At 58.7% G+C, this 19,906-nt stretch carries 14 protein-coding genes, 1 pseudogene and 1 riboswitch; of the genes and pseudogenes, 11 read left to right on the forward strand and 4 right to left on the reverse strand.

Going from position 1 to position 19,906, the window contains the following annotated elements; all coding sequences use genetic code 11:
- Nucleotides 1–505: 505 nt before the first annotated feature.
- Both IVB18_RS04585 and IVB18_RS04590 read left to right on the forward strand, forming a co-directional pair.
- Nucleotides 506–1,720: an EAL domain-containing response regulator gene (locus IVB18_RS04585; RefSeq protein WP_247324213.1), complete on the forward strand. Its 1,215-nt coding sequence runs from the start codon at nucleotides 506–508 to the stop codon at nucleotides 1,718–1,720.
- Nucleotides 1,721–2,337: 617 nt separating this feature from the next.
- Nucleotides 2,338–2,541: a 4Fe-4S binding protein gene (locus tag IVB18_RS04590; protein WP_148740553.1), complete on the forward strand. Its 204-nt coding sequence runs from the start codon at nucleotides 2,338–2,340 to the stop codon at nucleotides 2,539–2,541.
- Between the two features lie 21 nt (nucleotides 2,542–2,562).
- On the opposite strand, the gene IVB18_RS04595 is transcribed toward IVB18_RS04590, so the two are convergent.
- On the reverse strand, nucleotides 2,563–2,826 hold the full coding sequence (locus IVB18_RS04595) for a hypothetical protein (RefSeq protein ID WP_247324214.1): 264 nt from the start codon (nucleotides 2,824–2,826) through the stop codon (nucleotides 2,563–2,565).
- Nucleotides 2,827–2,853: 27 nt separating this feature from the next.
- Complete coding sequence (locus IVB18_RS51550) at nucleotides 2,854–2,988, reverse strand: hypothetical protein (protein ID WP_256468918.1); 135 nt, start codon at nucleotides 2,986–2,988, stop codon at nucleotides 2,854–2,856.
- A 650-nt stretch (nucleotides 2,989–3,638) separates the two neighbouring features.
- A riboswitch (cobalamin riboswitch) is annotated at nucleotides 3,639–3,839 on the forward strand.
- 99 nt (nucleotides 3,840–3,938) lie between these two features.
- Here IVB18_RS51550 and metE point away from each other — a divergent pair.
- The 4 genes from metE (at nucleotide 3,939) to IVB18_RS04615 (ending at nucleotide 8,647) form a co-directional block, all read left to right on the forward strand.
- Nucleotides 3,939–6,254 carry a 5-methyltetrahydropteroyltriglutamate--homocysteine S-methyltransferase gene (metE, locus tag IVB18_RS04600; protein ID WP_247988127.1) on the forward strand — a complete coding sequence of 772 codons (2,316 nt, stop codon included), beginning with the start codon at nucleotides 3,939–3,941 and terminating at the stop codon, nucleotides 6,252–6,254.
- Nucleotides 6,255–7,446: 1,192 nt separating this feature from the next.
- A complete protein-coding gene (locus IVB18_RS04605; RefSeq protein WP_247988128.1) occupies nucleotides 7,447–8,076 on the forward strand; it encodes a reverse transcriptase domain-containing protein in 630 nt (209 codons plus the stop codon).
- A gap of 111 nt (nucleotides 8,077–8,187) precedes the next feature.
- Complete coding sequence (locus tag IVB18_RS04610; RefSeq protein ID WP_247324348.1) at nucleotides 8,188–8,493, forward strand: reverse transcriptase domain-containing protein; 306 nt, start codon at nucleotides 8,188–8,190, stop codon at nucleotides 8,491–8,493.
- Between the two features lie 61 nt (nucleotides 8,494–8,554).
- Complete coding sequence (locus IVB18_RS04615) at nucleotides 8,555–8,647, forward strand: group II intron maturase-specific domain-containing protein (protein WP_247324218.1); 93 nt, start codon at nucleotides 8,555–8,557, stop codon at nucleotides 8,645–8,647.
- A gap of 358 nt (nucleotides 8,648–9,005) precedes the next feature.
- Here IVB18_RS04615 and IVB18_RS04620 read toward each other — a convergent pair whose 3' ends face one another.
- Nucleotides 9,006–10,073 carry a cytochrome-c peroxidase gene (locus IVB18_RS04620; protein ID WP_249812871.1) on the reverse strand — a complete coding sequence of 356 codons (1,068 nt, stop codon included), beginning with the start codon at nucleotides 10,071–10,073 and terminating at the stop codon, nucleotides 9,006–9,008.
- Nucleotides 10,074–11,870: 1,797 nt separating this feature from the next.
- Here IVB18_RS04620 and IVB18_RS04625 point away from each other — a divergent pair.
- Nucleotides 11,871–12,377: a hypothetical protein gene (locus IVB18_RS04625; RefSeq protein ID WP_247324219.1), complete on the forward strand. Its 507-nt coding sequence runs from the start codon at nucleotides 11,871–11,873 to the stop codon at nucleotides 12,375–12,377.
- Nucleotides 12,378–12,657: 280 nt separating this feature from the next.
- Here the strand turns inward: IVB18_RS04625 and IVB18_RS04630 are convergent, their stop codons facing one another.
- Nucleotides 12,658–12,954 carry a hypothetical protein gene (locus IVB18_RS04630; RefSeq protein WP_247988129.1) on the reverse strand — a complete coding sequence of 99 codons (297 nt, stop codon included), beginning with the start codon at nucleotides 12,952–12,954 and terminating at the stop codon, nucleotides 12,658–12,660.
- 244 nt (nucleotides 12,955–13,198) lie between these two features.
- Here IVB18_RS04630 and IVB18_RS04635 point away from each other — a divergent pair.
- From IVB18_RS04635 to nifE, 4 genes and pseudogenes are all read left to right on the forward strand, one after another.
- Nucleotides 13,199–13,547 (forward strand): annotated as a pseudogene (locus IVB18_RS04635) (ISNCY family transposase); the annotation flags it as partial.
- Between the two features lie 1,457 nt (nucleotides 13,548–15,004).
- Nucleotides 15,005–16,507: a nitrogenase molybdenum-iron protein alpha chain gene (gene nifD / locus IVB18_RS04640; protein ID WP_247324222.1), complete on the forward strand. Its 1,503-nt coding sequence runs from the start codon at nucleotides 15,005–15,007 to the stop codon at nucleotides 16,505–16,507.
- Nucleotides 16,508–16,580: 73 nt separating this feature from the next.
- Entirely contained in the window at nucleotides 16,581–18,140 is a 1,560-nt protein-coding gene (nifK, locus tag IVB18_RS04645; protein WP_247988130.1) for a nitrogenase molybdenum-iron protein subunit beta, read from the forward strand.
- Between the two features lie 118 nt (nucleotides 18,141–18,258).
- Nucleotides 18,259–19,902 carry a nitrogenase iron-molybdenum cofactor biosynthesis protein NifE gene (gene nifE / locus IVB18_RS04650; RefSeq protein ID WP_247991551.1) on the forward strand — a complete coding sequence of 548 codons (1,644 nt, stop codon included), beginning with the start codon at nucleotides 18,259–18,261 and terminating at the stop codon, nucleotides 19,900–19,902.
- Nucleotides 19,903–19,906: the final 4 nt, after the last annotated feature.

A 19,906-nucleotide genomic window follows, 5' to 3' on the forward strand; every position in this document is an offset into this window, starting at 1 on the left:
TCCGCACTCGCTATAAGCAACAGAGGTGAGGTAAGTGCAAGCTGTTGCCGTTCTCAGAATCGACTGCGGCTTGACTTGCTGGGAACTCATGATGGACTTCCTTCGATTGGAAAGGAAATCCACGAGACGGCACATTCGCGCGTGGGCAGGCCGGCCATGCCGATCAAACATTTCGTAAGAGTGATTGCCGATCGTCACTCACGAGCGACTCGATTCAGTAGATCTTGCAGCATGATAATCGCCGTGCCATAGGGCGCATCAGCTCGGCGCGTCTGAAGGTGAGATTCCCAAACTCGCGTGCTTCACTCGTACAAAGCTGCGCGAAGCGGGACAGGTATCATACGCGTGCGCCCGACAAAATCGTCTGAACAACATCGCGAAAGATTTTGCACGCTAATGCACTATCTTAAGCTTACCTCGAAGAATCGAAAGATAATGGCAAGCACTGCTTGTTTGGACCTTCGCTCCTCGTTTAAGGGACCGTCACGGAACGGGAGTGGTTGCGATGGAGCATGGGCAGGCCGAACTGGTCGGAGGGAAACCTGTAATCTTCGGCCAGCGTAAGGTGCGGCCGCGAGCGTGCGTGGCCGTCGGCAAGCGGCATCTGCGCGCCTTTCTACGGGATGTGCTGGAGGATATGGGGTTTGTTATCAGCGAATGCGGGACTGCTGACGAGCTGCCGCACGTACTCTGCACGGACTTCCCTGATCTGATCCTGCTCGGCATTGGCTCGGATCGCATCGAGCCTGGACGATTGCTCGAGATACTCGTACGCGAAGAATTTGCAGGCAGAGTGCTGGCGTTCGGCGCCCGCGAGTCGATCGTCATGACGGCAGTGCAGCAGGTCGGGGGCGAATATGGACTTGATATGCTGCCGCCGCTGAGGACGCCGTTTGCAGCCGAGACGCTGCGCGATCGGGTCGCCATGCTCTTGCCCAGAGAGCCGGCGCCCCGTCCCGCAGTCCATGTCGGAGAAGCCTTACACGCTGGCTGGCTTGAGCTCTGGTATGAGCCGAACTTTGACGCGTGTACCCTCAGCCGCCGCGGCGCCGAGGCGCTTGTGCGAATGCGGCACCCGACCTGGGGCGTTGTTCCACCAGCCTATTTCATCCCGGAGGCTCACGATCCGCATTTTAGGGAGTTGTCGCAGTTCGTGATCGACCGCGCGATCAAGGATTGGCAGTATCTTCTGGAGCAGCAAACTTCGATCGATCTCTCCATCAATCTCCCGGCAGCATTCCTGATTGACCCGCAGGCGGTACGCGATCTCTGTCAGCGCATGCCGTCGCACCCCGCTTTCGGCGGCTTGACGATTGAAATCGAGAGCGAGGAAGCGATCCAGAACCTAGATCTCCTGATCGAGGTCGCGCGTGAGGTTCGCTTTCACAACATTGGCCTTGCAATCGACAATGTCGGCGCCAATTGGCCGCAGCTGATGGGGGTCGAAAGATTCCCGTTCATGAAATTAAAAGTGGACCGGCAGTACGTCGCCGGTTGCGGAAATGGGCCCCTGAAGCGAACGGTGTGCCGCCATATCGTCGATCTAGCCAAAGAGTACAGTGTGCGCACCGTCGCCGCAGGTGTGGAGAGCCACGCCGACCTGATCGCTGTGACCGAACTCGGCTTCGACCTTGCGCAGGGCCATCTGTTCGGAAAGGCCATGCCGCTGAAGCAATTTGCACAGTCATCTTTCAGCCCTGTTCCACTTCGTCCAAAATAGTTGCATGAGGAGTGGCTGAGCACAGCCAGGCAAAGCGTACCAGCGCTCGCCCGCGCCGCCATACCTACTCGGCACCAGGCATGCGGCTGACTGCAATTAAATCGGTCACTTTGCAAAGCCAGTATCGCTCCTCCCGGCGGATTCATTTCCCTCCGAAGCGACGCCGAAGGTTATTGTAGCACAAACCCGTTTTGGCAAGCCTCCAGCGAGTCAATCCGCGGAGTTAACGTTGCAGCCGTGAGCGAGGCTTGCACAAAACCTCCAGTCAGGGCGTGTGACCGGAGGTTTGCCGAGATCCGGCGTAGACGTGCGTCGGCTCGCGGCTTTTAGTCGCGCCGCCGGTTTCGGAATCGTCGAGCGTCGCTTGGCCCCGCGCTGCCATGCCAGACAAACCAACGGAAGCTCGCAGCGGTCGAGTCGCGACTGGCTCTCGGAGTAGGGCCCGAGGGCTCGCATAGCTTGAAATTGAAGTGGCCCGTTGCTGTCGCAGATGCAACATGGTCTCAGACCCGGGACAGCACAATTGGGCAAATTGCCCATCATTGAGCGCGTCTGTGTTTGGCACGGCATTTGAAAGGGATCGCCAATGGCATCGCTCGCCTAAGGAGTCGGAAGGCATGGCTTACAAGATCGTCGCTTCGCAATGCACCGTTTGTGGGGCATGTGAGTTCGAGTGTCCCAACGCGGCGATCAGCCTCAAGCGTGACATTTACGTTATCGATGCCAAAAAGTGTACGGAGTGCGAGGGCCATTCCGACACGCCGCAATGCGCGGTCGTCTGTCCGGTGCCTGACACCTGTGTCCCGTCTAAGACAGCATAAGCAGCCCGCGTCCAGACGGCTTCACCGCTCGATTTCGCGAACGAAGTAGTAGATGTCGAGCTTGAGGAGGCCGCCGACCGCATGGGGCGCATCGAGGTCGATCAACATCGTTATGACCTTAAGGCGCTGATCGACTCCGAGAAGCCCTCGAAGGGCTCTGTCAGAGGACACCGTCAAATTTGTCTCGAATAAGGACAAGGCCGCCTCGATGCTCCAGTCGCCGCGTCGAGGCTTATCGTCGCTGGCTGACGAGCCAAGGCGAAGTGGACGGGCGTCGAATATCACAAGATCGACTTGCAGGATATCTAAAAGCTACGTCACGGCCGAAGCCGAAGAGACGGTCTCCTCGCGCGACGAGATCGGTCCGGAGATCCTGAAGACGTACGAGAAGCTCGGCATCCGCTTGCCCGTGGTCACCGTGCACGAGTGCATGGAGCGTAGAGTCATAGCACGATCCCGCCGTGCGCGCTCTCGCCGCTTACTCCAGTTTCGCAAGTCAGCGTGCATCCTGAGGTCCGGAACTGTTCCTGCGATGTCGCGCAGGCCAACGTCCAGGCTGCACTATTCGCCAAGCGGCGACGGAGACAACGAGGCGCGCGCCAAAGTCGCTCAGCACGTGAGTGCCTGGCGCACCGAGGAGATCATCTTGACCAACGCCACGGAGGCGATCGAGCTCGCGGCTCGTCGTGGGGCAGGCCGAACACAGGCAGTCCGACCTGATCATCCGTTCGATCCTGGAGCAATCCGGCCTTGGCAATTCCTAAGCAGCCTCATCGCGCTGTGATCAAACGGATGCCGGCGAGGATGATCGCAACTTCCTCACAGGCGAGTTCGAGAAGCTGCTGACGGAAAAGATCAGGCTTTGTCGCGATCATGCAGATGTCGAAAGCGCCCAGCGCGTTCGTTCTGCTCGCGTTAGCCCATCCGATTACGAGAACAGGGTGTTGAGCGGACGCATTCACAAGCGGAGCCTCCACAGATCCACGCGTTTTCACGAGGCCCGGAGTAAGACCGTTGTAGCCTACCTAGTACAGTTCGCAATCGCTTGGGCAATATCGCAGCGACACTCAGTAGGTTGACGGATCGATCCTCGTGCGCATAATGCCAGCCGTCGTGGTCTCCGGATTTCGTTTGATCCGGAGCTAAGAGGGAAGCCGGTGCAATGCCGGCGCTGCCCCCGCAACTGTAAGCGGCGAGCCGCTGTCCAACGAAGTCACTGAAGCCATGCGGCTTCGGGAAGGCCGGACAGCAGCGACGACCCGCGAGCCAGGAGACCTGCCTCGACAATATATCGTCCACGGGCGGGGTGTCCCGGTGTGCGCCAAGCAGCTGTCGCTCACGCGATATTCGCTGCATGCGTCCGCCATGGCCTTTGCCCCAATTATGGGGTCTGAGCTATGTCTATTCTTTCGCTTCCCGTTGCCACACTGGGGACGTCACGCATCGGCCCACGACGCGAACTCAAATTCGCGCTCGAGAGCTACTGGGCGGGAAACTCCAGCGAAGCCGAGCTCCTCGAGGCGGGGAGTGGACTTCGTGCCGCTAATTGGGCACGGCAGAAATCCTGCGGTGCGACCGTCATTCCTTCGAATGACTTCTCGCTCTACGACCATGTGCTCGATACCAGCGTAATGGTGGGAGCCATTCCCGACGTCTACAGCTGGACCGAAGGTCCTGTGTCGCTCAAGACCTACTTCACCATGGCGCGTGGCGCTCAGGACGGTGATCACGCTCAGCATGGGCCTGGCGTAGCCGCACAGGAAATGACGAAGTGGTTCGATACCAACTACCACTACATGGTGCCGGAATTTCACCAGGATCAGATCTTTAAGTATTCCTCTCGAAAGCCGATCGAGGAATATGAGGAGGCAAAAAGCCTCGGCTACCAAACGCGCCCCGTCCTAGTTGGCCCAGTCACTTTCCTGAAGCTCGGCAAAAGCGCAAATCCCGCATTCAATCCGCTGTCGCTGCTTGATAGGCTCCTCCCAGTCTATGTCGATGTTCTCCGCGAACTAGCCTCGCGCGGTGCTGAATGGGTTCAGCTCGACGAGCCATGCCTAGTGATGGACGTCGACGAAGCATCGCGGGCGGCTGTCCGCCGGGCCTATGCTCATTTCGCAAAGGTTGTGCCGGCCCTTAAAATCATGCTGGCCACTTATTTCGGCGCTATCGGCGACAATCTTGAAACAGCCTTGGCCTTGCCCGTTGCCGGGCTTCATGTCGATCTGGTTCGGGCACCCGACCAGTTGGACGCAATTGTCGCCACAGCCCGCAGAGATCTCGTGGTCTCGCTAGGCGTCGTTGATGGTCGCAACGTGTGGCGCTCCAATCTTGCGGCGCTGCTCGACCAACTTGCCCCTATGGTCAAAAAGCTGGGCAGGGACCGTGTTCAGATTGCTCCTTCCTGCTCGCTGCTTCATGTTCCGATCGACATTGAGCTAGAGACCGATCTCGATCCCAATCTGAAGACGTGGCTGGCGTTCTCAGTTCAGAAGATCAAGGAACTTTCGATATTGGGCAAAGCGCTGGCCGGCCATGCTGCCGAGGTGGCCGATGAACTTGCGGTTTCGGAGGACGCAGCCGTGATCCGCGAAACATCGCCCGAGATCCACAATGCGAATGTCGCCGGACGAATGGCCGCGATTGACGATAGCATGCGTCGCCGTCGCAGCGCGTTCACCCAGCGTGCCGACGTCCAGCGCGTCGCGTTCGCATTGCCGATGTTTCCAACGACAACCATCGGATCCTTCCCGCAAACGGCCGACGTCCGGAATGCGCGTGCGGCTCATGCGCGGGGAGCGCTGAATGACACGCAGTACGAGCAGCTTCTGAAAGCGGAGACAGCCCGTACCGTGCAGTGGCAGGAAGATATCGGCCTGGACGTGCTCGTACACGGTGAGTTCGAGCGCAACGACATGGTTCAATACTTTGCCGAGCAGCTGTTGGGCTTCGCTTTCACCAAGCACGGCTGGGTTCAGTCTTATGGCTCGCGGTACGTTCGTCCGCCTATCCTGTTCGGAGATGTCTCCCGGCCGAAGCCCATGACCGTTGAATGGTGGCGCTATGCGCAGTCTCTGACCAAAAAACCCGTCAAGGCTATGCTGACCGGACCGGTGACGATCCTGAACTGGTCGTTTGTCCGTGACGACATCTCGCGGAGCGAGACATGCCGACAGATCGCTCTCGCGATCCGAGATGAGGTCATCGACCTTGAGGCGGCTGGAGCGACCATGATCCAAATCGACGAGGCTGCGTTGCGGGAGGGATTGCCGCTACGCAAATCGCAGTGGAAGAACTATCTCGATTGGGCAGTGGACAGCTTCCGCGTTTGCTCCTCCGCTGTCGCCGACGGAACTCAGATCCATACTCACATGTGTTATTCCGAGTTCAACGAAATCATCGATGCGATCGCAGCAATGGATGCCGACGTCATATCAATTGAGACGTCGCGTTCTAAGATGGAATTGCTCGAGGCCTTCAAGAGCTACAAATATCCTAATGAGATCGGGCCTGGCGTCTATGACATTCATTCACCGCGCATTCCCGCAGCGGCGGAAATCAAGCAGCTGATTGTGCTGGCGCGGCAGCGAGTTTCCGATCGGCAGCTCTGGATCAATCCCGACTGCGGACTAAAAACTCGAAGGTGGGAGGAGGTGCGTCCCGCGCTCGTCAATATGGTGGCCGCCGCACGCGAGTTGCGGGCTGAGCCATGATGGTGCGGAGCGTTTCGCCAATGCGTTTGTGAATAAGATGCACGCGCTTTGGGGGCTTACGATGTCCTTGCGAGCTCCCAAAGTTCCCAGCGCCTGGGAATGCCGGCCGGCGTCGGCGGAGGCGGTCGCATGCAGCCGGCGACAAGCTCGATTCTCGACCCGACGGCCGACAGCATGCCGGCGACGCCCGATCAGGTCACATATTGCGAAGTCATTAACGCTCGACGCGAAGCACAGCCCTACTTTTTCATTTATCCACCGCGTGGATGCGTCCCATCACAACAATCTATTTTACCGCCCTTACGGAACGTCATACGAAATTGGCGCCTTGGCACGATCTTCGGGAAGATAATCGAGCGTTGTTGTTTGGGGGTGCCAAATGCTGCTACGCGACGGCAAACTGCCGCTTGTGTTTCAGGGCACGGCAGCCAAACCGCTTGCGCGGGATCCCAGCTCGATCAAGGCACTGCCTTGCCAGTCGGACAGCGGGCGAGTGGTGGGCAAATCGTGAAGTTTCCGACAGGAGCGGAAGGTAAGCGGCTCCAGATTTCGCGCGGAGTGATATCCGCTTCTCGTTGTTTGACGGCGAATGCCCTCGCCGAAAATCGATCGCCGGTAAGTCCTCCCTACCGACGAAAGCTGGTGCGATGCGTAAAGCAGCGTCGTTCCTGCGTGACTTTCGCCCGGCCTCCGGAAGAGGCCGGGCTTTTTTTTGGTGCGCCAGGCATGGCGCGGAGCGCGGTGACTGGCGCGATTTGACCGGAGTGGTGTCCGGTCGATGACTTGGAGGTGAGAGTCCTCTACGGACCCTGGTGATGGGAACCGTTAGCTGAACAGCAAGGGCGTCGTCGCGAGGCGGGGTCTGAAGGAAGCTGTAAGCAAAGTGCCGGCCTGACGAACAGCCAGCGCATAGGAGGCGTCCGCATCCGGGCGAGGGAGCCAAAATTCCCGAAGCCCGATATCACCCGGAGGGTGCGGCCGTAGATGCGACAGGTAGATGGCACGAAGGTCACGCGACTAACCCTGGGAGGTCTGCCGCCCTGCCCCCGGCAACGGGTGTGCTACCGGCGTTGCAAGGCGTCGGGAAGGGGCGGCAGAAGTCAGCAGAGGCCGTAGTAGCCGGCAGCACCAAGCTGGCGAAGGGCCGAACGTCGAGTACCGGAGGAGGCCGGTCTGTCGATGGTGATAGCAGATGCAGACGATGACGCTGAGATGCGTCGTGCTCATCCCGAGGGTAGCGGCCGGAAGCCGCCAGAGCAGGGAATGGGTTGCATCAATCGCCACAGCAAGACCGCAACCTTCCCCTCCGGAGGTGGAGACGCGGCTGACGGAGGAGATCGTCAGCCGAGCGAACATGATAGCGGCCTACCATCGGGTGTTGGCGAACAAGGGCGCCGCGGGCATTGATCGGATGACCGTGGAGCAGTTGCAACCGCATCTGAAGGAGCACTGGTCGCGCATCAGAGAAGAACTGCTGGAAGGCCGTTATCGGCCGCAGCCGGTGCGCGGGGTGGAAATCCCGAAGCCCGGTGGAGGGATGCGCCAACTGGGCATCCCGACGGTGGTGGATCGGCTGATCCAGCAGGCGATGCATCAGGTGTTAATGCCGCTGTTCGATCCAGGCTTCTCCAAGGCCTCGTACGGCTTCCGTCCAGGGCGCAGCGCGCACGATGCGGTGCTTGCCGCGCGGGCGCATGTGGCTGAGCGCCGACGCTTTGTCGTCGACCTCGATCTGGAGAAGGTTCTTCGATCGGGTGAACCAAGACGTGCTGATGGCACGGGCGGCGCGCCGGGCTGCGGACAAACGGGTGTTGCGATTTGATCCGCCGCTACCTGCAAGCTGGATTGATGACGGGCGGGATTACGACGGCGCGGAGCGAAGGCACGCCGCAACGCGGTCCTCTCACCTCTATCGAACATCCTGCTCGACGATCTGGACGAGGAACTCGAGCGACGGGGCCATGCCTTCTGCCGCTACGCCGACGACTGCAACATCTATGTTCGGACGCGGCGGGCTGGCGAGCGGGTGATGGCGTCGGTCACGCAATTCCTGACGGAGCGGCTACGGCTCAAGGTCAACGCCGCGAAGAGCGCTGTTGACCGTTCCTGGGTGCGGACCTTCCTCGGCTACACCATGACCGCGCACAAACAACCGCGCCTGCGGGTGGCGGTCAATAGCGTGAAGCGGTTGCGGAGCAAGCTGAGGACGAGGCTGCGCCAAGACCAACCCTGGCGGTGACCCCCAAACCCCCATCCTGCGCGGCTGGCTGCAATACTTCCGGCTGGCGGAGGCCAAAGGGGTGTTCGAGGAGCTTGACGGCTGGATGCGGCGCAAACTGCGCAATATCCTCTGGCGCCAGTGGAAGCGACCGCGGACACGCCGCAAACGCTAGATGCAACGCGGGCTCGATCCGGAGCGGGCATGGCGGTCGGCCTACAACGGCGGCGGTCCCTGGTGGAATGCCGGGGCCAGCCACATGAACGATGCCTATCGCGCCGCCTTCTTCGTGCAACTCGGGCTACTGTCCCTCATCGAATTGCACCGCCACCTCAACGTGCCTGCCGAACCGCCGTATACGGACCCGTACGTACGGTGGTGTGGGAGGGGGAAGCCGTGAGGCTTCCTCCTACCCGATTGCCTAGTAATGAGTGACAGCACGGGATCATTCATTTTCACGTCATTGCGGGATGCCGGGTTCTTGCGTCGCATTTGTTACTATTCGGCAAGGCATGACGCTGGTGCTGTTAATCCTATCGGTCTATTGAAGGCTTTGGCGTCGTGTTCGTACGGGTGGGTAGTATCGGATACTCGATCTTAGGTAGCCGCCCGGTTAGCGAATTCAGAAACGCGACAATGTCGTTTTCTTCCCCATCGCTAAGCTTGGCGCCGAGCTGGATTTCGCTCATCAGGGCAACAGCTTGCTTCAGGCTCCAAACCTGCCCCGAATGGAAGTAAGGGGCTCGCAACGCGACGTTCCGCAACGGCGCCGCGCGGAAGACATATTCGTCGCCGACCGCCTTGGTGACCGCGAATCGGCCCTTATCGGCTTCCGGAAGCAGGGTTGCGTCCGGCTTCTTCATCACGCCGAACTGGAAGTAGGCCTGTCCACCGACATTGATTCCATTGTGGCAAGAGGAGCATCCCTTCTCCATAAACAGCGCCAACCCTGACTTCTGCTGATCATCGAGAGCATGTGTATTGCCCTCCAAATACTGATCGAAGGGGGCCGCAGGTGTAATGAGAGTCGCTTCAAAAGCCTCGATTGCCTTCGCAAAGTTTTCGAAGCTGACCGGTCTCGCTTCGTTCGGGAAAGCGTTTTTGAACAAGGCGACATAGCTGGCCATTGAGTTCAAGGTGTCGAGCACATGATCCGGAGTCGCATTCATTTCGGCACTCGCCTGCACAGGGCCAGTTGCTTGCGCCTTGAGGTCCGCGGCGCGTCCGTCCCAGAATTGCGCCGCATTGAACACCGCGTTGTAGACGGTTGGGGCCCGACGTAGGCCGACCTTCCAGCCGTGACCGACTGAGGTCGGACCGGCATCGACTCCGCCGCTGCCGAGATTGTGGCACGTATTGCAGCTAATGATCTCGCTTGCCGATAGCCGCGGATCGAAGAACAGAATCTTGCCAAGCTCGACCTTTTCGTGCGTGACTGGATTGTCCTTTACCGCAGGAATGACTGAGGGGATCGGACGGAAGATCTGCCTGGCGGTTCTCATCAGATCATCGTCCGCGCTAGCTCCTGACGACATCAGCAGCCCAATCGCCAAAACAGATGCTTCAGCCACAAGCCGAAGCTCCCGGATCGATTTGTTCATACACCCGCCTCATCAGTTCTGATTGTTAATCAAGGAAACAGTCGAAAGCGATGCCACACCCCGTTCCCTCAACGGGCCCGGCGCAGCACCGGATCCTCTGAAGCGAGGCTGCATCAAATGTTCGATTTCGAGGTGCTCGCTGCCGGCGTTCGCCCACGATGCTTTAAGCCGTTATTTGATTCGCGAGTTCGCTTTGAGCTTAGATCACGACCTTCCTGTTGGTAGATCAGACTAGCGCCTCAACCTTCGGCATGTTGGCCGATCTGACAACAACAAGCGTGCCGAAAAAGGATAATCTGTCCGGTGGCCGCATCGGTTCTCCATTAAGCGATTGGGTGGCCAATACGGCTCCAGCGAAGTTGATCGTATCCGTCTTACACCGCTGGTCGCGCTCAGCGCTCACGGTGCGGCTGGACAATAGCAACCCCCATGCCAGTTGCATCTGACATGCAAGCTGCTGATTTAGTTACGGAACGAGTCCCGGCTACCGAACAACGTCGGATGTCTTGGTTTGATGAATACATGCAGTGTCACAGATGCGACAAGCGCCAGTCCCGGCTAGACATCATCGCACAGAAACTTTTGTGATGAGATCCAGTTGACAGCTTGCCGACCGCGCGTGGGACGGCGGTAATAAGATCTACGCAGGCATATGGCGAGACACTGAGCCGAGGCGTCGGCGGTGCGCATCGCTCACGATTTCGCCTCGCCCTGCCGACTGAAGGCTCTCCGACCTCATATCCGGGCCGGCTCTTCGCGCGCCGCCGCCGAAATCCCGCTCGATTGTAACAGACGAGCCCCCAAGCCTGAACAATGGTTTGTCTTGAATCCCACCTGGGTTCGCTGGCACGGCAATTGCCGATCTCAAATCTGTTACCCAGAGTTTGACGGTACGACCGTCCGATTACTCAGATACTCCCATTCGAAACCAGCTTAAGTGGGCGGTCTGACACCTGATCGGGCCGCGTGTTGGTTGGAGTAAGATAATCATTTCGACCCACTCACGGGCTAGTGGCAGCTTTTGAAATCCTGCGCGCTGAAGGCAAAAATCGCTGAACTTCTGCAGAAGTAACTGTCACTTCATGCTCTTGCGTTGAAAGACTCCGATACAAGACGACATGCTGGGAGGAGATCGTTACATCATGTCCGCAGATGGCCAGGTCGTGAGATCTCACCGGCGGACCAGTTGTCCATGGGTGGTTCAAGTTAGATATGGTGTCTGTGATGGCTTCGATTGACGATCGCTTGAATGAGATCAGATACGTGCGGAATGACATTTGGCGCTGTCGCAGAAGGCTTCAAAGCGAGCTAAGTGATCTCGAGCGTAAGATTCTCGAAGAGCGCCTGTTTGAGCGGAAATCTGCCTTTGAACGGCTCCTAGCGACCACGTTTCCTTTTACATTGACACTGTGAAGCAAAATTCGGGACCTTTGCCGCGGGTCATTGGCGCGGAAAATGGCGTCCGCTCATAGAACGCATGCGCCTGCGTCAGGAACGTAGCGCTCCGTCGCCGCGGGCCGTCGCGCCCATGATGGCCGCCGCCGAGCTGAAATGCGTCGGTCCTCTGCCTTGCTTCACCGATGTACTGGCCCGCTGCGCACCGTGAGCGCCGATAATGAAACCGTTCGGGCCGCCCATCCAGGGCCACCGCTGGGGGATACCGATTGCCTCGTTTCTGCGACACCGCGGTCACCATGAGTAGCTTTCATCCGACAGAGCGATCGAAGAAGCTTGAATCGGCCGTAGCGTCAGATTGTACAGAGCAGGCGAACGATACTCCAGACTAGGTGTAGCCGAATGAGAAGACCCGTTCTCGCTTTTGTGTTATGTTCCGCTCTCGAGTTGCTCGGGCTAAGCACGGGCGCGGCTGCGGACACAATGCGGTACGCGTGCACAATCACTGCCGCCGATAGAGAGCCGGTCGGAGTTCGGAATGAGCGGATCATTCTCACGGTTCAATATGGCTGCCGGATCGCCGATGGTCTCTTGAGTGACGCGGGGATTACAGCAGTGTCGGTGAGCGAATGGGCTGCTGATAAAGGAACATACTTAGCGTCCCTGGAATTTCGCCGCGCGCTGGAGGGACTTGCCATTGGGCAACTCTCCGAGGCGACCGGCTTCTCTAGCATGGAAGGCGAGCAAGGCATTGCGGTCGCAACTTCCGGCACGACAGTATTCAAGTTCGCATCTGGCTCATTGGCAGCCCTTTCAGGGAAGACCCTTAAATTCACCACCAAACTCACTGGCCTACGTAGCTTCGAATTGGAGTTCACAGATTGGCCAGAATCTCTTTTTTGGAAGTGACTCGTGTCTCACGCTGATTTCCGCAAGCGCTCGGGCGGACGAGCCACTGTCGACTCTTACCTCCACGCGATGAATACCGCTCCGGCTTGTGTGCCGTCCTCAAAGACGAGCACACCGCAACAAAGGTTGAGCCCAAACTCCGAAGGCACTTGAAGGCGCTAGACTACTTCCCGGCGCAAATTAGGTGGACGCAGTCTGAGTTCAGAGTCGGCCGATCGGCGGAAAACTGCAAGGTCGAACGAATCGGCGCTTGACTTGTTAGGCTGCCATTGATTCATTCTTATGAATCATTCGTGAGCGAACCGTTAGAGCGCGCGACAAACTCGTCGGCAAGCTGCCTGCCACCGGCGAGTTGCTGCGCGGTTCGTTGCTGGAGCGCACCGTCCGACATAGCAAGGGCTGTCCTAAATGCGCGCGCGGCGAAGGGCATCAGGTGTTCGTGCTCGCCGTGACATACGCCGGCGGCCGCACGCAGCAGTTCAGCGTACGTCGCGAACGGGGCGCCGAGGTTCGTCGCTGGCTCGACAATTATCAGAAGCTGAAGCAGGCGGTCGAGGGCATCTGCGAACTCAATCATGAGCTGCTACGTCCAGAGCCGCATCGAAGGCGCGCGGGGCGGCGAGATGATTGAGATGCGGCGGGCGCAACTCAGCTTTGGCAATGGGCTGATCGCCGAGGAAGTGAGTGATCTTCGCGAAGAGTGGATGCAGCACGCCGATCAGGTGCTGGCGGACGAGCAGATCGTGGCGGCGGTGCACGAAGCACTGGCGAAGCGGTGCCCGAAGAGCCGCAGTCGTGGTCGGCTCGGCACGATCGCAACCCACCAGGTCCAGCTGAGGCGCATGCCGCGGCTGGTGGCGACTGACGCCGGGTTCCACTCTGCCAGGGACGAGGCCGCTGCGAGAGCAATGGGGGTCAAACGGGTATGCATTCCCAATCGATCGAGCAAAAGCCCTGAGCGCAAGCGCGAACAGAAGAAGCGCTGGTTCCGCGATGGCCAGAAATGGCGTGCGATGTGAAGGACGCATCAGCGTGGTTAAGCGGCGAAACGGTCTCAATCGATGCCGATAGAAGGATGACGCCGGAATGCAGCGCTGGGTCGCGCTCGGCGTGATCTCTGACAACCTCGTCAATATCGGCCGGACGATGAGCAGCCGAGCCGCTCCGTAGACCTCGCACACATCATTGCTCGCTTCAGACCTCCGCCGTCCACCACGGCGGGGTTTGCTTGGGCCCATGCCGTTGGCCAAAAGGTTGGAAAGCATCAATTTTGCGCCGGGAAGTAGACTAGAGTGAGCTATTCAACGAGCATTATTTGCCGAACGGAGAAATATGCGAAGCTTCATCGACGGACGATGAACGCTCAACGCGAAATTGAGGGCAGTCCGCGCTGGTCGAGCCGCTCTAGCGGTGTCCATCTTTAATGGGAGGAGGGCCTCGCGCTCATGAGCAGACCGGCCTCGCTGTCGCTGCGCAACCTTCCCCTCCGGAGGTGGAAGCGCGGCTGATGGAGCACTCGGTGCCGCGTGCCGGCTTCGGCTCACCGTGTCACGCTCCCGCAAGCGGCGATAGAAAAAAGTCGACGCGCGCCCGATCGAAGCGCGGAATTGAGTCGTGGCGTGTCTAACCGAGATGCTGAAGCGAGCTGCAGCCAGACTGCCGAATGAGAAGGACGGGGCCATTGTAGAACGCCAACCCCTTTACCTCGAACGACGAAGGGCCACGAGCTTGCACCTTTTAGGCTATTGCGGGTTGGGAATCGATCAGCCCCACATGCTCTCCAGGGGGGCGGGTGTCGCCACGTTAGAGCGCGTCTCCACGAGATCAAGGAATGACGAGCGAAGCGAAAGATCGCGCGCAAAGTGAAACAAAGCGTTCTGCTGACAACCGAGTTCTCTTAGTCATCCGGAAGAGGTGGTGCAGCGCTCAATCACCGCTTGCTCAGGATCGATCGCAAACACCTTGGGCGCATGTACGTGCGCTGAAATCCATCTCGAACCGATGGTGTTTCCGATCGCTGGATTGGTGCGCCAAGCAAAGCTGCGCACCGGAGTGACGTCGGCGCGCGGGAAGACTCTAGCCATGTCGCTGGCGGAGAGCGCAAGTGATTGTTTTGTTTCAGACAGGGCGTTAGCGGGTACGCCTGTCGGTGCCAGACAGGGTCAGGTTTATAACAATCCGCATCCTGCCAGCTATCTAGCTCTACAGACGTGGGTTTTTGTATTCAACCAGCGCTGGCACACTCGTTGCAGACTCCTGCGCAAGAGGCGGCTGTTAGCCCTTCATCGACATGCAGAGAGACAGGCCCACCGATGGCACGCGAGCGAGTAAAGAAGCGGATATGACCAATCGCTGGAGGGCGGGCATGATATCACCGAGACGCGTCTTGGTCAGCGATCCCGTCGACAAATCAACGTCACACAGGGCGCTCGCAAACGCTCAGCCGAGATGAGCTACAACATCCTGATCGACCGCTGCGGCATGATCCAGAAGCCCGCGAAGTTGCGACCGGTAGGACCGGTCAGGGAGGTTGCACATTTTACACCTGAACGCCGGATCGGAAATCCGTCGGTCCACCGGAAAAGCGCCGCTTCTTGATTTGAGACGACAATGGAAAGGAATTTTGTATGAGCCGAGCAACTACCGAAAGCGTCGCAGAGATCAAGGCGCGCAACAAGCAGCTAATCGATGAGGTGTTGAAGGTCTACCCAGAGAAGACCGCCAAAAGGCGCGCCAAGCATCTGAGTGTTCACGAGGCGGGGAAGTCGGATTGTGGCGTCAAGTCGAATATCAAGTCCATTCCGGGCGTGATGACCATCCGTGGCTGCGCCTACGCGGGCTCCAAGGGCGTGGTCTGGGGGCCGATAAAGGACATGATCCACATTAGCCACGGTCCGGTCGGCTGTGGTCAGTACTCATGGGGATCGCGGCGCAACTACTACGTCGGCACGACCGGCATCGACACGTTCGTGACACTGCAGTTCACTTCCGATTTCCAGGAAAAGGATATCGTCTTCGGCGGCGATAAAAAGGTCACCAAACTCATCGACGAGCTCCAGGAGCTATTTCCTCTCAACAGGGGCATCACCATTCAGTCCGAATGTCCGATCGGTTTGATCGGCGACGATATCGAGGCGGTCTCCAGAGAAAAGTCAAAGGAATACGGCGGCAAAACCATCGTGCCTGTGCGGTGCGAGGGTTTTCGTGGCGTGTCACAATCGCTCGGCCATCACATCGCGAACGACGCGGTTCGAGACTGGATCTTCGACAAGAGTGCCCCAGAGGTCAGCTCTAAATTTGAGCCGACGCCATATGATGTTGCCATCATCGGCGACTACAACATCGGCGGCGACGCCTGGTCGTCACGGATCCTGCTCGAAGAAATGGGCCTGCGCGTCATCGCCCAGTGGTCCGGGGATGGATCTCTCGCTGAATTGGAGGCGACGCCGAAGGCGAAGCTCAACATATTGCATTGCTATCGCTCGATGAACTACATCTCACGGCACATGGAGGAAAAATTCGGGATTCCCTGGTGCGAGTACAACTTCTTCGGGCCTTCCAAAATCGCGGAGTCGCTGCGCAAAATTGCAAGCTTCTTCGATGATAAGATCAAGGAAGGCGCCGAGCGCGTCATTGCGAAATATCAGCCGCTTGTCGATGCGGTGACCGCGAAATACCGGCCGCGGCTCGATGGCAAGACCGTAATGCTGTTCGTCGGCGGCCTACGTCCTCGCCACGTCATCGGCGCCTATGAGGACCTCGGCATGGATGTTGTCGGCACAGGCTATGAGTTCGGTCACAACGACGACTATCAGCGCACCGCCCAGCACTACGTCAAGGACGGCACGCTGATCTACGACGATGTCACCGGCTACGAATTCGAGCGCTTCGTAGAAAAGATCCGGCCAGACCTCGTCGGCTCCGGTATCAAGGAAAAATACGTCTTCCAGAAAATGGGCGTGCCGTTCCGCCAAATGCATTCCTGGGACTACTCGGGTCCTTACCACGGCTATGACGGCTTCGCGATCTTCGCCCGAGACATGGACATGGCGATCAACTCCCCGATCTGGGGGAAGACCACCGCACCTTGGAAGGACACTCCGCGGCCGAGCCTCATGGCGGCGGAATAGGAAAGCCGCCCTTTCTTCCACAGAGGAGGGGAAGGGGCAGGAGAACGAACACAAGAATCTGAAGAGTGCCATGATGACACAGAACGCCGAACACATACTCGACCACTCTGAGCTTTTCCGGGGAGACGACTACCAGCAGATGCTGGCCAATAAGAAGGCGCTATTTGAGAATCCGCACGATCCGGCCGAAGTCGACCGTATCAGAGAATGGTCCAAGACGCCCGAATACCGCGAGAAGAACTTCGCCCGCGAGGCGCTAACCGTTAATCCGGCGAAGGCTTGCCAGCCGCTAGGTGCGGTGTTCGCCGCGGTCGGGTTCGAGCGCACACTGCCGTTCGTCCACGGCTCCCAGGGTTGCGTCGCGTATTACCGCAGCCATTTGTCACGGCACTTCAAGGAGCCGACCTCGTGCGTCTCCTCGTCCATGACGGAAGACGCGGCTGTGTTCGGGGGGCTCAACAACCTGACCGACGGGCTTGCCAACAGCTACAACATGTACAAGCCGAAGATGATCGCGGTCGCCACGACCTGCATGGCGGAAGTCATTGGCGACGACCTCAACGCCTTCATCAAAACATCAAAGGAAAAAGGTTCAGTCCCCGCGGACTACGACGTACCATTCGCTCACACCCCTGCATTCGTCGGTAGCCACGTTACGGGCTACGACAACACGCTCAAGGGCATCCTCGAGCATTTCTGGGATGGCAAAGCCGGCACGGCGCCAAAACTCCAGCGCAAAGCGAACAACTCGATCAACTTCATCGGTGGCTTCGACGGCTACACTGTCGGAAACATCCGTGAGATAAAGCGCATCTTCGACTTGATGGGGGTCGGCTACACGATCCTCGCGGATAACAGTGATGTGTTCGATACTCCCACCGACGGCGAGTTCCGCATGTATGATGGCGGCACCACACTAGAGGATGCCGCGAACGCAGTCCATGCGAAGGCAACCATTTCCATGCAGCAATATTGTACTGAGAAGACGTTGCCCTTCATCAAGGGGCACGACCAGGAGGTCGTCGCCTTCAATCACCCGCTGGGCGTCAGCGCCACGGACGATTTCCTGATGACGCTGTCGCGTATCACCAACAAGGCAATTCCAAATGCGCTGGAGCGGGAGCGCGGGCGTCTGGTAGACGCAATGGCTGACTCTAGCGCGCATGTTCACGGCAAGAAGTTCGCGATCTACGGCGATCCCGACCTCTGCTATGGCCTGGCCGCATTCTTGCTGGAGCTCGGCGCTGAGCCGACCCACGTGCTCTCGACCAACGGGAGTAAGACCTGGGAGCAGAAGATGCAGGCGCTGTTCGCGAGCTCGCCGTTTGGTAAAAACTGCCGCGCCTACCCCGGCAAGGACCTCTGGCACATGCGTTCGCTCCTGTTCACTGAACCGGTCGATTTCCTGATCGGTAACACCTACGGCAAGTATCTCGAGCGTGACACTGGAACGCCGCTAATCCGCATCGGGTTTCCCATCTTCGATCGCCATCATCACCATCGTTATCCAGTGTGGGGCTATCAGGGTAGCATGAATGTGCTGGTCAAGATTCTCGACAAGATCTTTGATGAGATCGATAGAAAAACCAGCTCGGTTGGCAAGACAGACTACAGCTTCGACATCATACGCTAAGGCGAGCGCCCCGCCTCATCGTCCGCAGGAACAGCGGCGCTGTGGCGGGGATCACAGGTTATCCGCCGGCCCATCCTCTTGGTCTGTGCGGTGTCTTGACATCCCCGAAAGAGACGCCATGACTTCGCTTCCCACGACCATACAGGACGTCTTTAACGAACCGGGCTGCGCCAGGAACGCGAGCAAGTCGAACGTCGAGCGCAAGAATGGATGCACCAAGCAGCTGAAGCCGGGCGGCGTCGCCGGTGGGTGTGCCTTCGATGGCGCCAAAGTCGCACTGCAGCCCTTCACCGATGTCGCCCATCTTGTGCATGGTCCAATCGCCTGTGAGGGCAATTCCTGGGACAATCGCGGTTCCGCCTCCTCCGGCTCCGATCTGTGGCGCAGAAGCTTCACCACAGACATGAGCGAGACCGACATCGTGTTCGGCGGCGAGAAGCGGTTGTACAGGGCAGTCAAGGAGATCACAGAGAAATACGACCCGCAGGCCATCTTCGTCTACCAGACATGCGTGCCCGCAATGATCGGTGACGACATCGATATGGTCTGCAAGGCGGCCTCCGCCAAATTTGGCAAACCGGTCATTCCCATCAATGCACCGGGATTTGTGGGGTCGAAGAACCTTGGCAACAAGCTCGCGGGCGAAGCACTGCTGGAGCACGTCATCGGTACCGGAGAGCCCGATTACACCACTGCGTATGACATCAACATCATCGGCGAATACAACCTGTCCGGCGAGCTCTGGCAGGTCAAGCCGCTGCTCGATGAGCTCGGAATCCGGATCCTGTCGTGCATCTCGGGGGACGGCAAGTATCGCGAGGTCACTTATTCGCACCGAGCCAAAGCCGCGATGATGGTCTGCTCAAAGGCAATGATCAACGTCGCACGCAAGATGAGGCAGCGCTACGGCATCCCGTTTTTTGAAGGCTCGTTCTACGGTATTGAGGATTCCAGCGATTCACTGCGCCAGATCGCGCGCATGCTGATCGAACGCGGCGCGCCGGCTGAGCTGATGGAACGCACGCAAGCCCTGATCGCACGCGAAGAGACCAAAGCCTGGGCTGCGATTGAACGTTTCAAGCCACGCTTTGCCGCCAAGAGGGTTGTTCTCATCACCGGTGGCGTGAAATCCTGGTCGATCGTGGCCGCTTTGCAAGAGGCCGGGCTCGAGATCGTCGGCACGTCCGTGAAGAAATCGACCAAGAAGGACAAGGAACGTATCAAGGAATTAATGGGCCAGGACGCCCACATGATCGAGGACATGTCGCCTCGCGAGATCTACAAGATGCTCAAGGACGCAAAAGCCGACATCATGCTCTCCGGCGGCAAGTCGCAATTCGTCGCACTAAAGGCGGCGATGCCGTGGCTCGATATCAACCAGGAGCGCTGCCACGCCTACATGGGCTATATCGGGATTGTCAAGCTCATGGAGGAGATCGAGAAAGCGCTCTACAATCCGATATGGGATCAGCTCCGCCAACCCGCGCCATGGGATGAGTTCGACCGGAAGCGTCAGGCAACGACGGTTGCGCAGATGTATGCGCAAGCCGCTGATCCAGTTCGGGACGCGAGCAAGAACGGCGTCAATACGATAAGTTCCTGCAATGAAAGTGAGGCCAGCGGTGGCGAGAGCGCGATTGCGGCGCATGGCCCGAATCTCGCCAAGCCCGCCAGGCCGTGCACCAATTCCACCGCACGGTGCGTTGCTTGTAAGGACATTCGTTCCGATCTGCAGCCCCCGGCGCTGCAGGCGGCGGAGTAGGGGG

This window comes from Bradyrhizobium sp. 186 (assembly GCF_023101685.1).
Classification (GTDB): Bacteria; Pseudomonadota; Alphaproteobacteria; order Rhizobiales; family Xanthobacteraceae; genus Bradyrhizobium.

What these genes read in the sequence shown, in the direction of transcription:
- IVB18_RS04585 (WP_247324213.1), top strand. Translation starts at nt 506, where the DNA reads ATGGAGCATGGGCAGGCCGAACTGGTCGGAGGGAAACCTGTAATCTTC.
- IVB18_RS04590 (WP_148740553.1), top strand. Translation starts at nt 2,338, where the DNA reads ATGGCTTACAAGATCGTCGCTTCGCAATGCACCGTTTGTGGGGCATGT.
- IVB18_RS51550 (WP_256468918.1), bottom strand. Translation starts at nt 2,988, where the DNA reads ATGACTCTACGCTCCATGCACTCGTGCACGGTGACCACGGGCAAGCGG.
- metE (WP_247988127.1), top strand. Translation starts at nt 3,939, where the DNA reads ATGTCTATTCTTTCGCTTCCCGTTGCCACACTGGGGACGTCACGCATC.
- IVB18_RS04605 (WP_247988128.1), top strand. Translation starts at nt 7,447, where the DNA reads ATGCAGACGATGACGCTGAGATGCGTCGTGCTCATCCCGAGGGTAGCG.
- IVB18_RS04620 (WP_249812871.1), bottom strand. Translation starts at nt 10,073, where the DNA reads ATGAACAAATCGATCCGGGAGCTTCGGCTTGTGGCTGAAGCATCTGTT.
- IVB18_RS04625 (WP_247324219.1), top strand. Translation starts at nt 11,871, where the DNA reads ATGAGAAGACCCGTTCTCGCTTTTGTGTTATGTTCCGCTCTCGAGTTG.
- IVB18_RS04630 (WP_247988129.1), bottom strand. Translation starts at nt 12,954, where the DNA reads ATGATTGAGTTCGCAGATGCCCTCGACCGCCTGCTTCAGCTTCTGATA.
- nifD (WP_247324222.1), top strand. Translation starts at nt 15,005, where the DNA reads ATGAGCCGAGCAACTACCGAAAGCGTCGCAGAGATCAAGGCGCGCAAC.
- nifK (WP_247988130.1), top strand. Translation starts at nt 16,581, where the DNA reads ATGACACAGAACGCCGAACACATACTCGACCACTCTGAGCTTTTCCGG.
- nifE (WP_247991551.1), top strand. Translation starts at nt 18,259, where the DNA reads ATGACTTCGCTTCCCACGACCATACAGGACGTCTTTAACGAACCGGGC.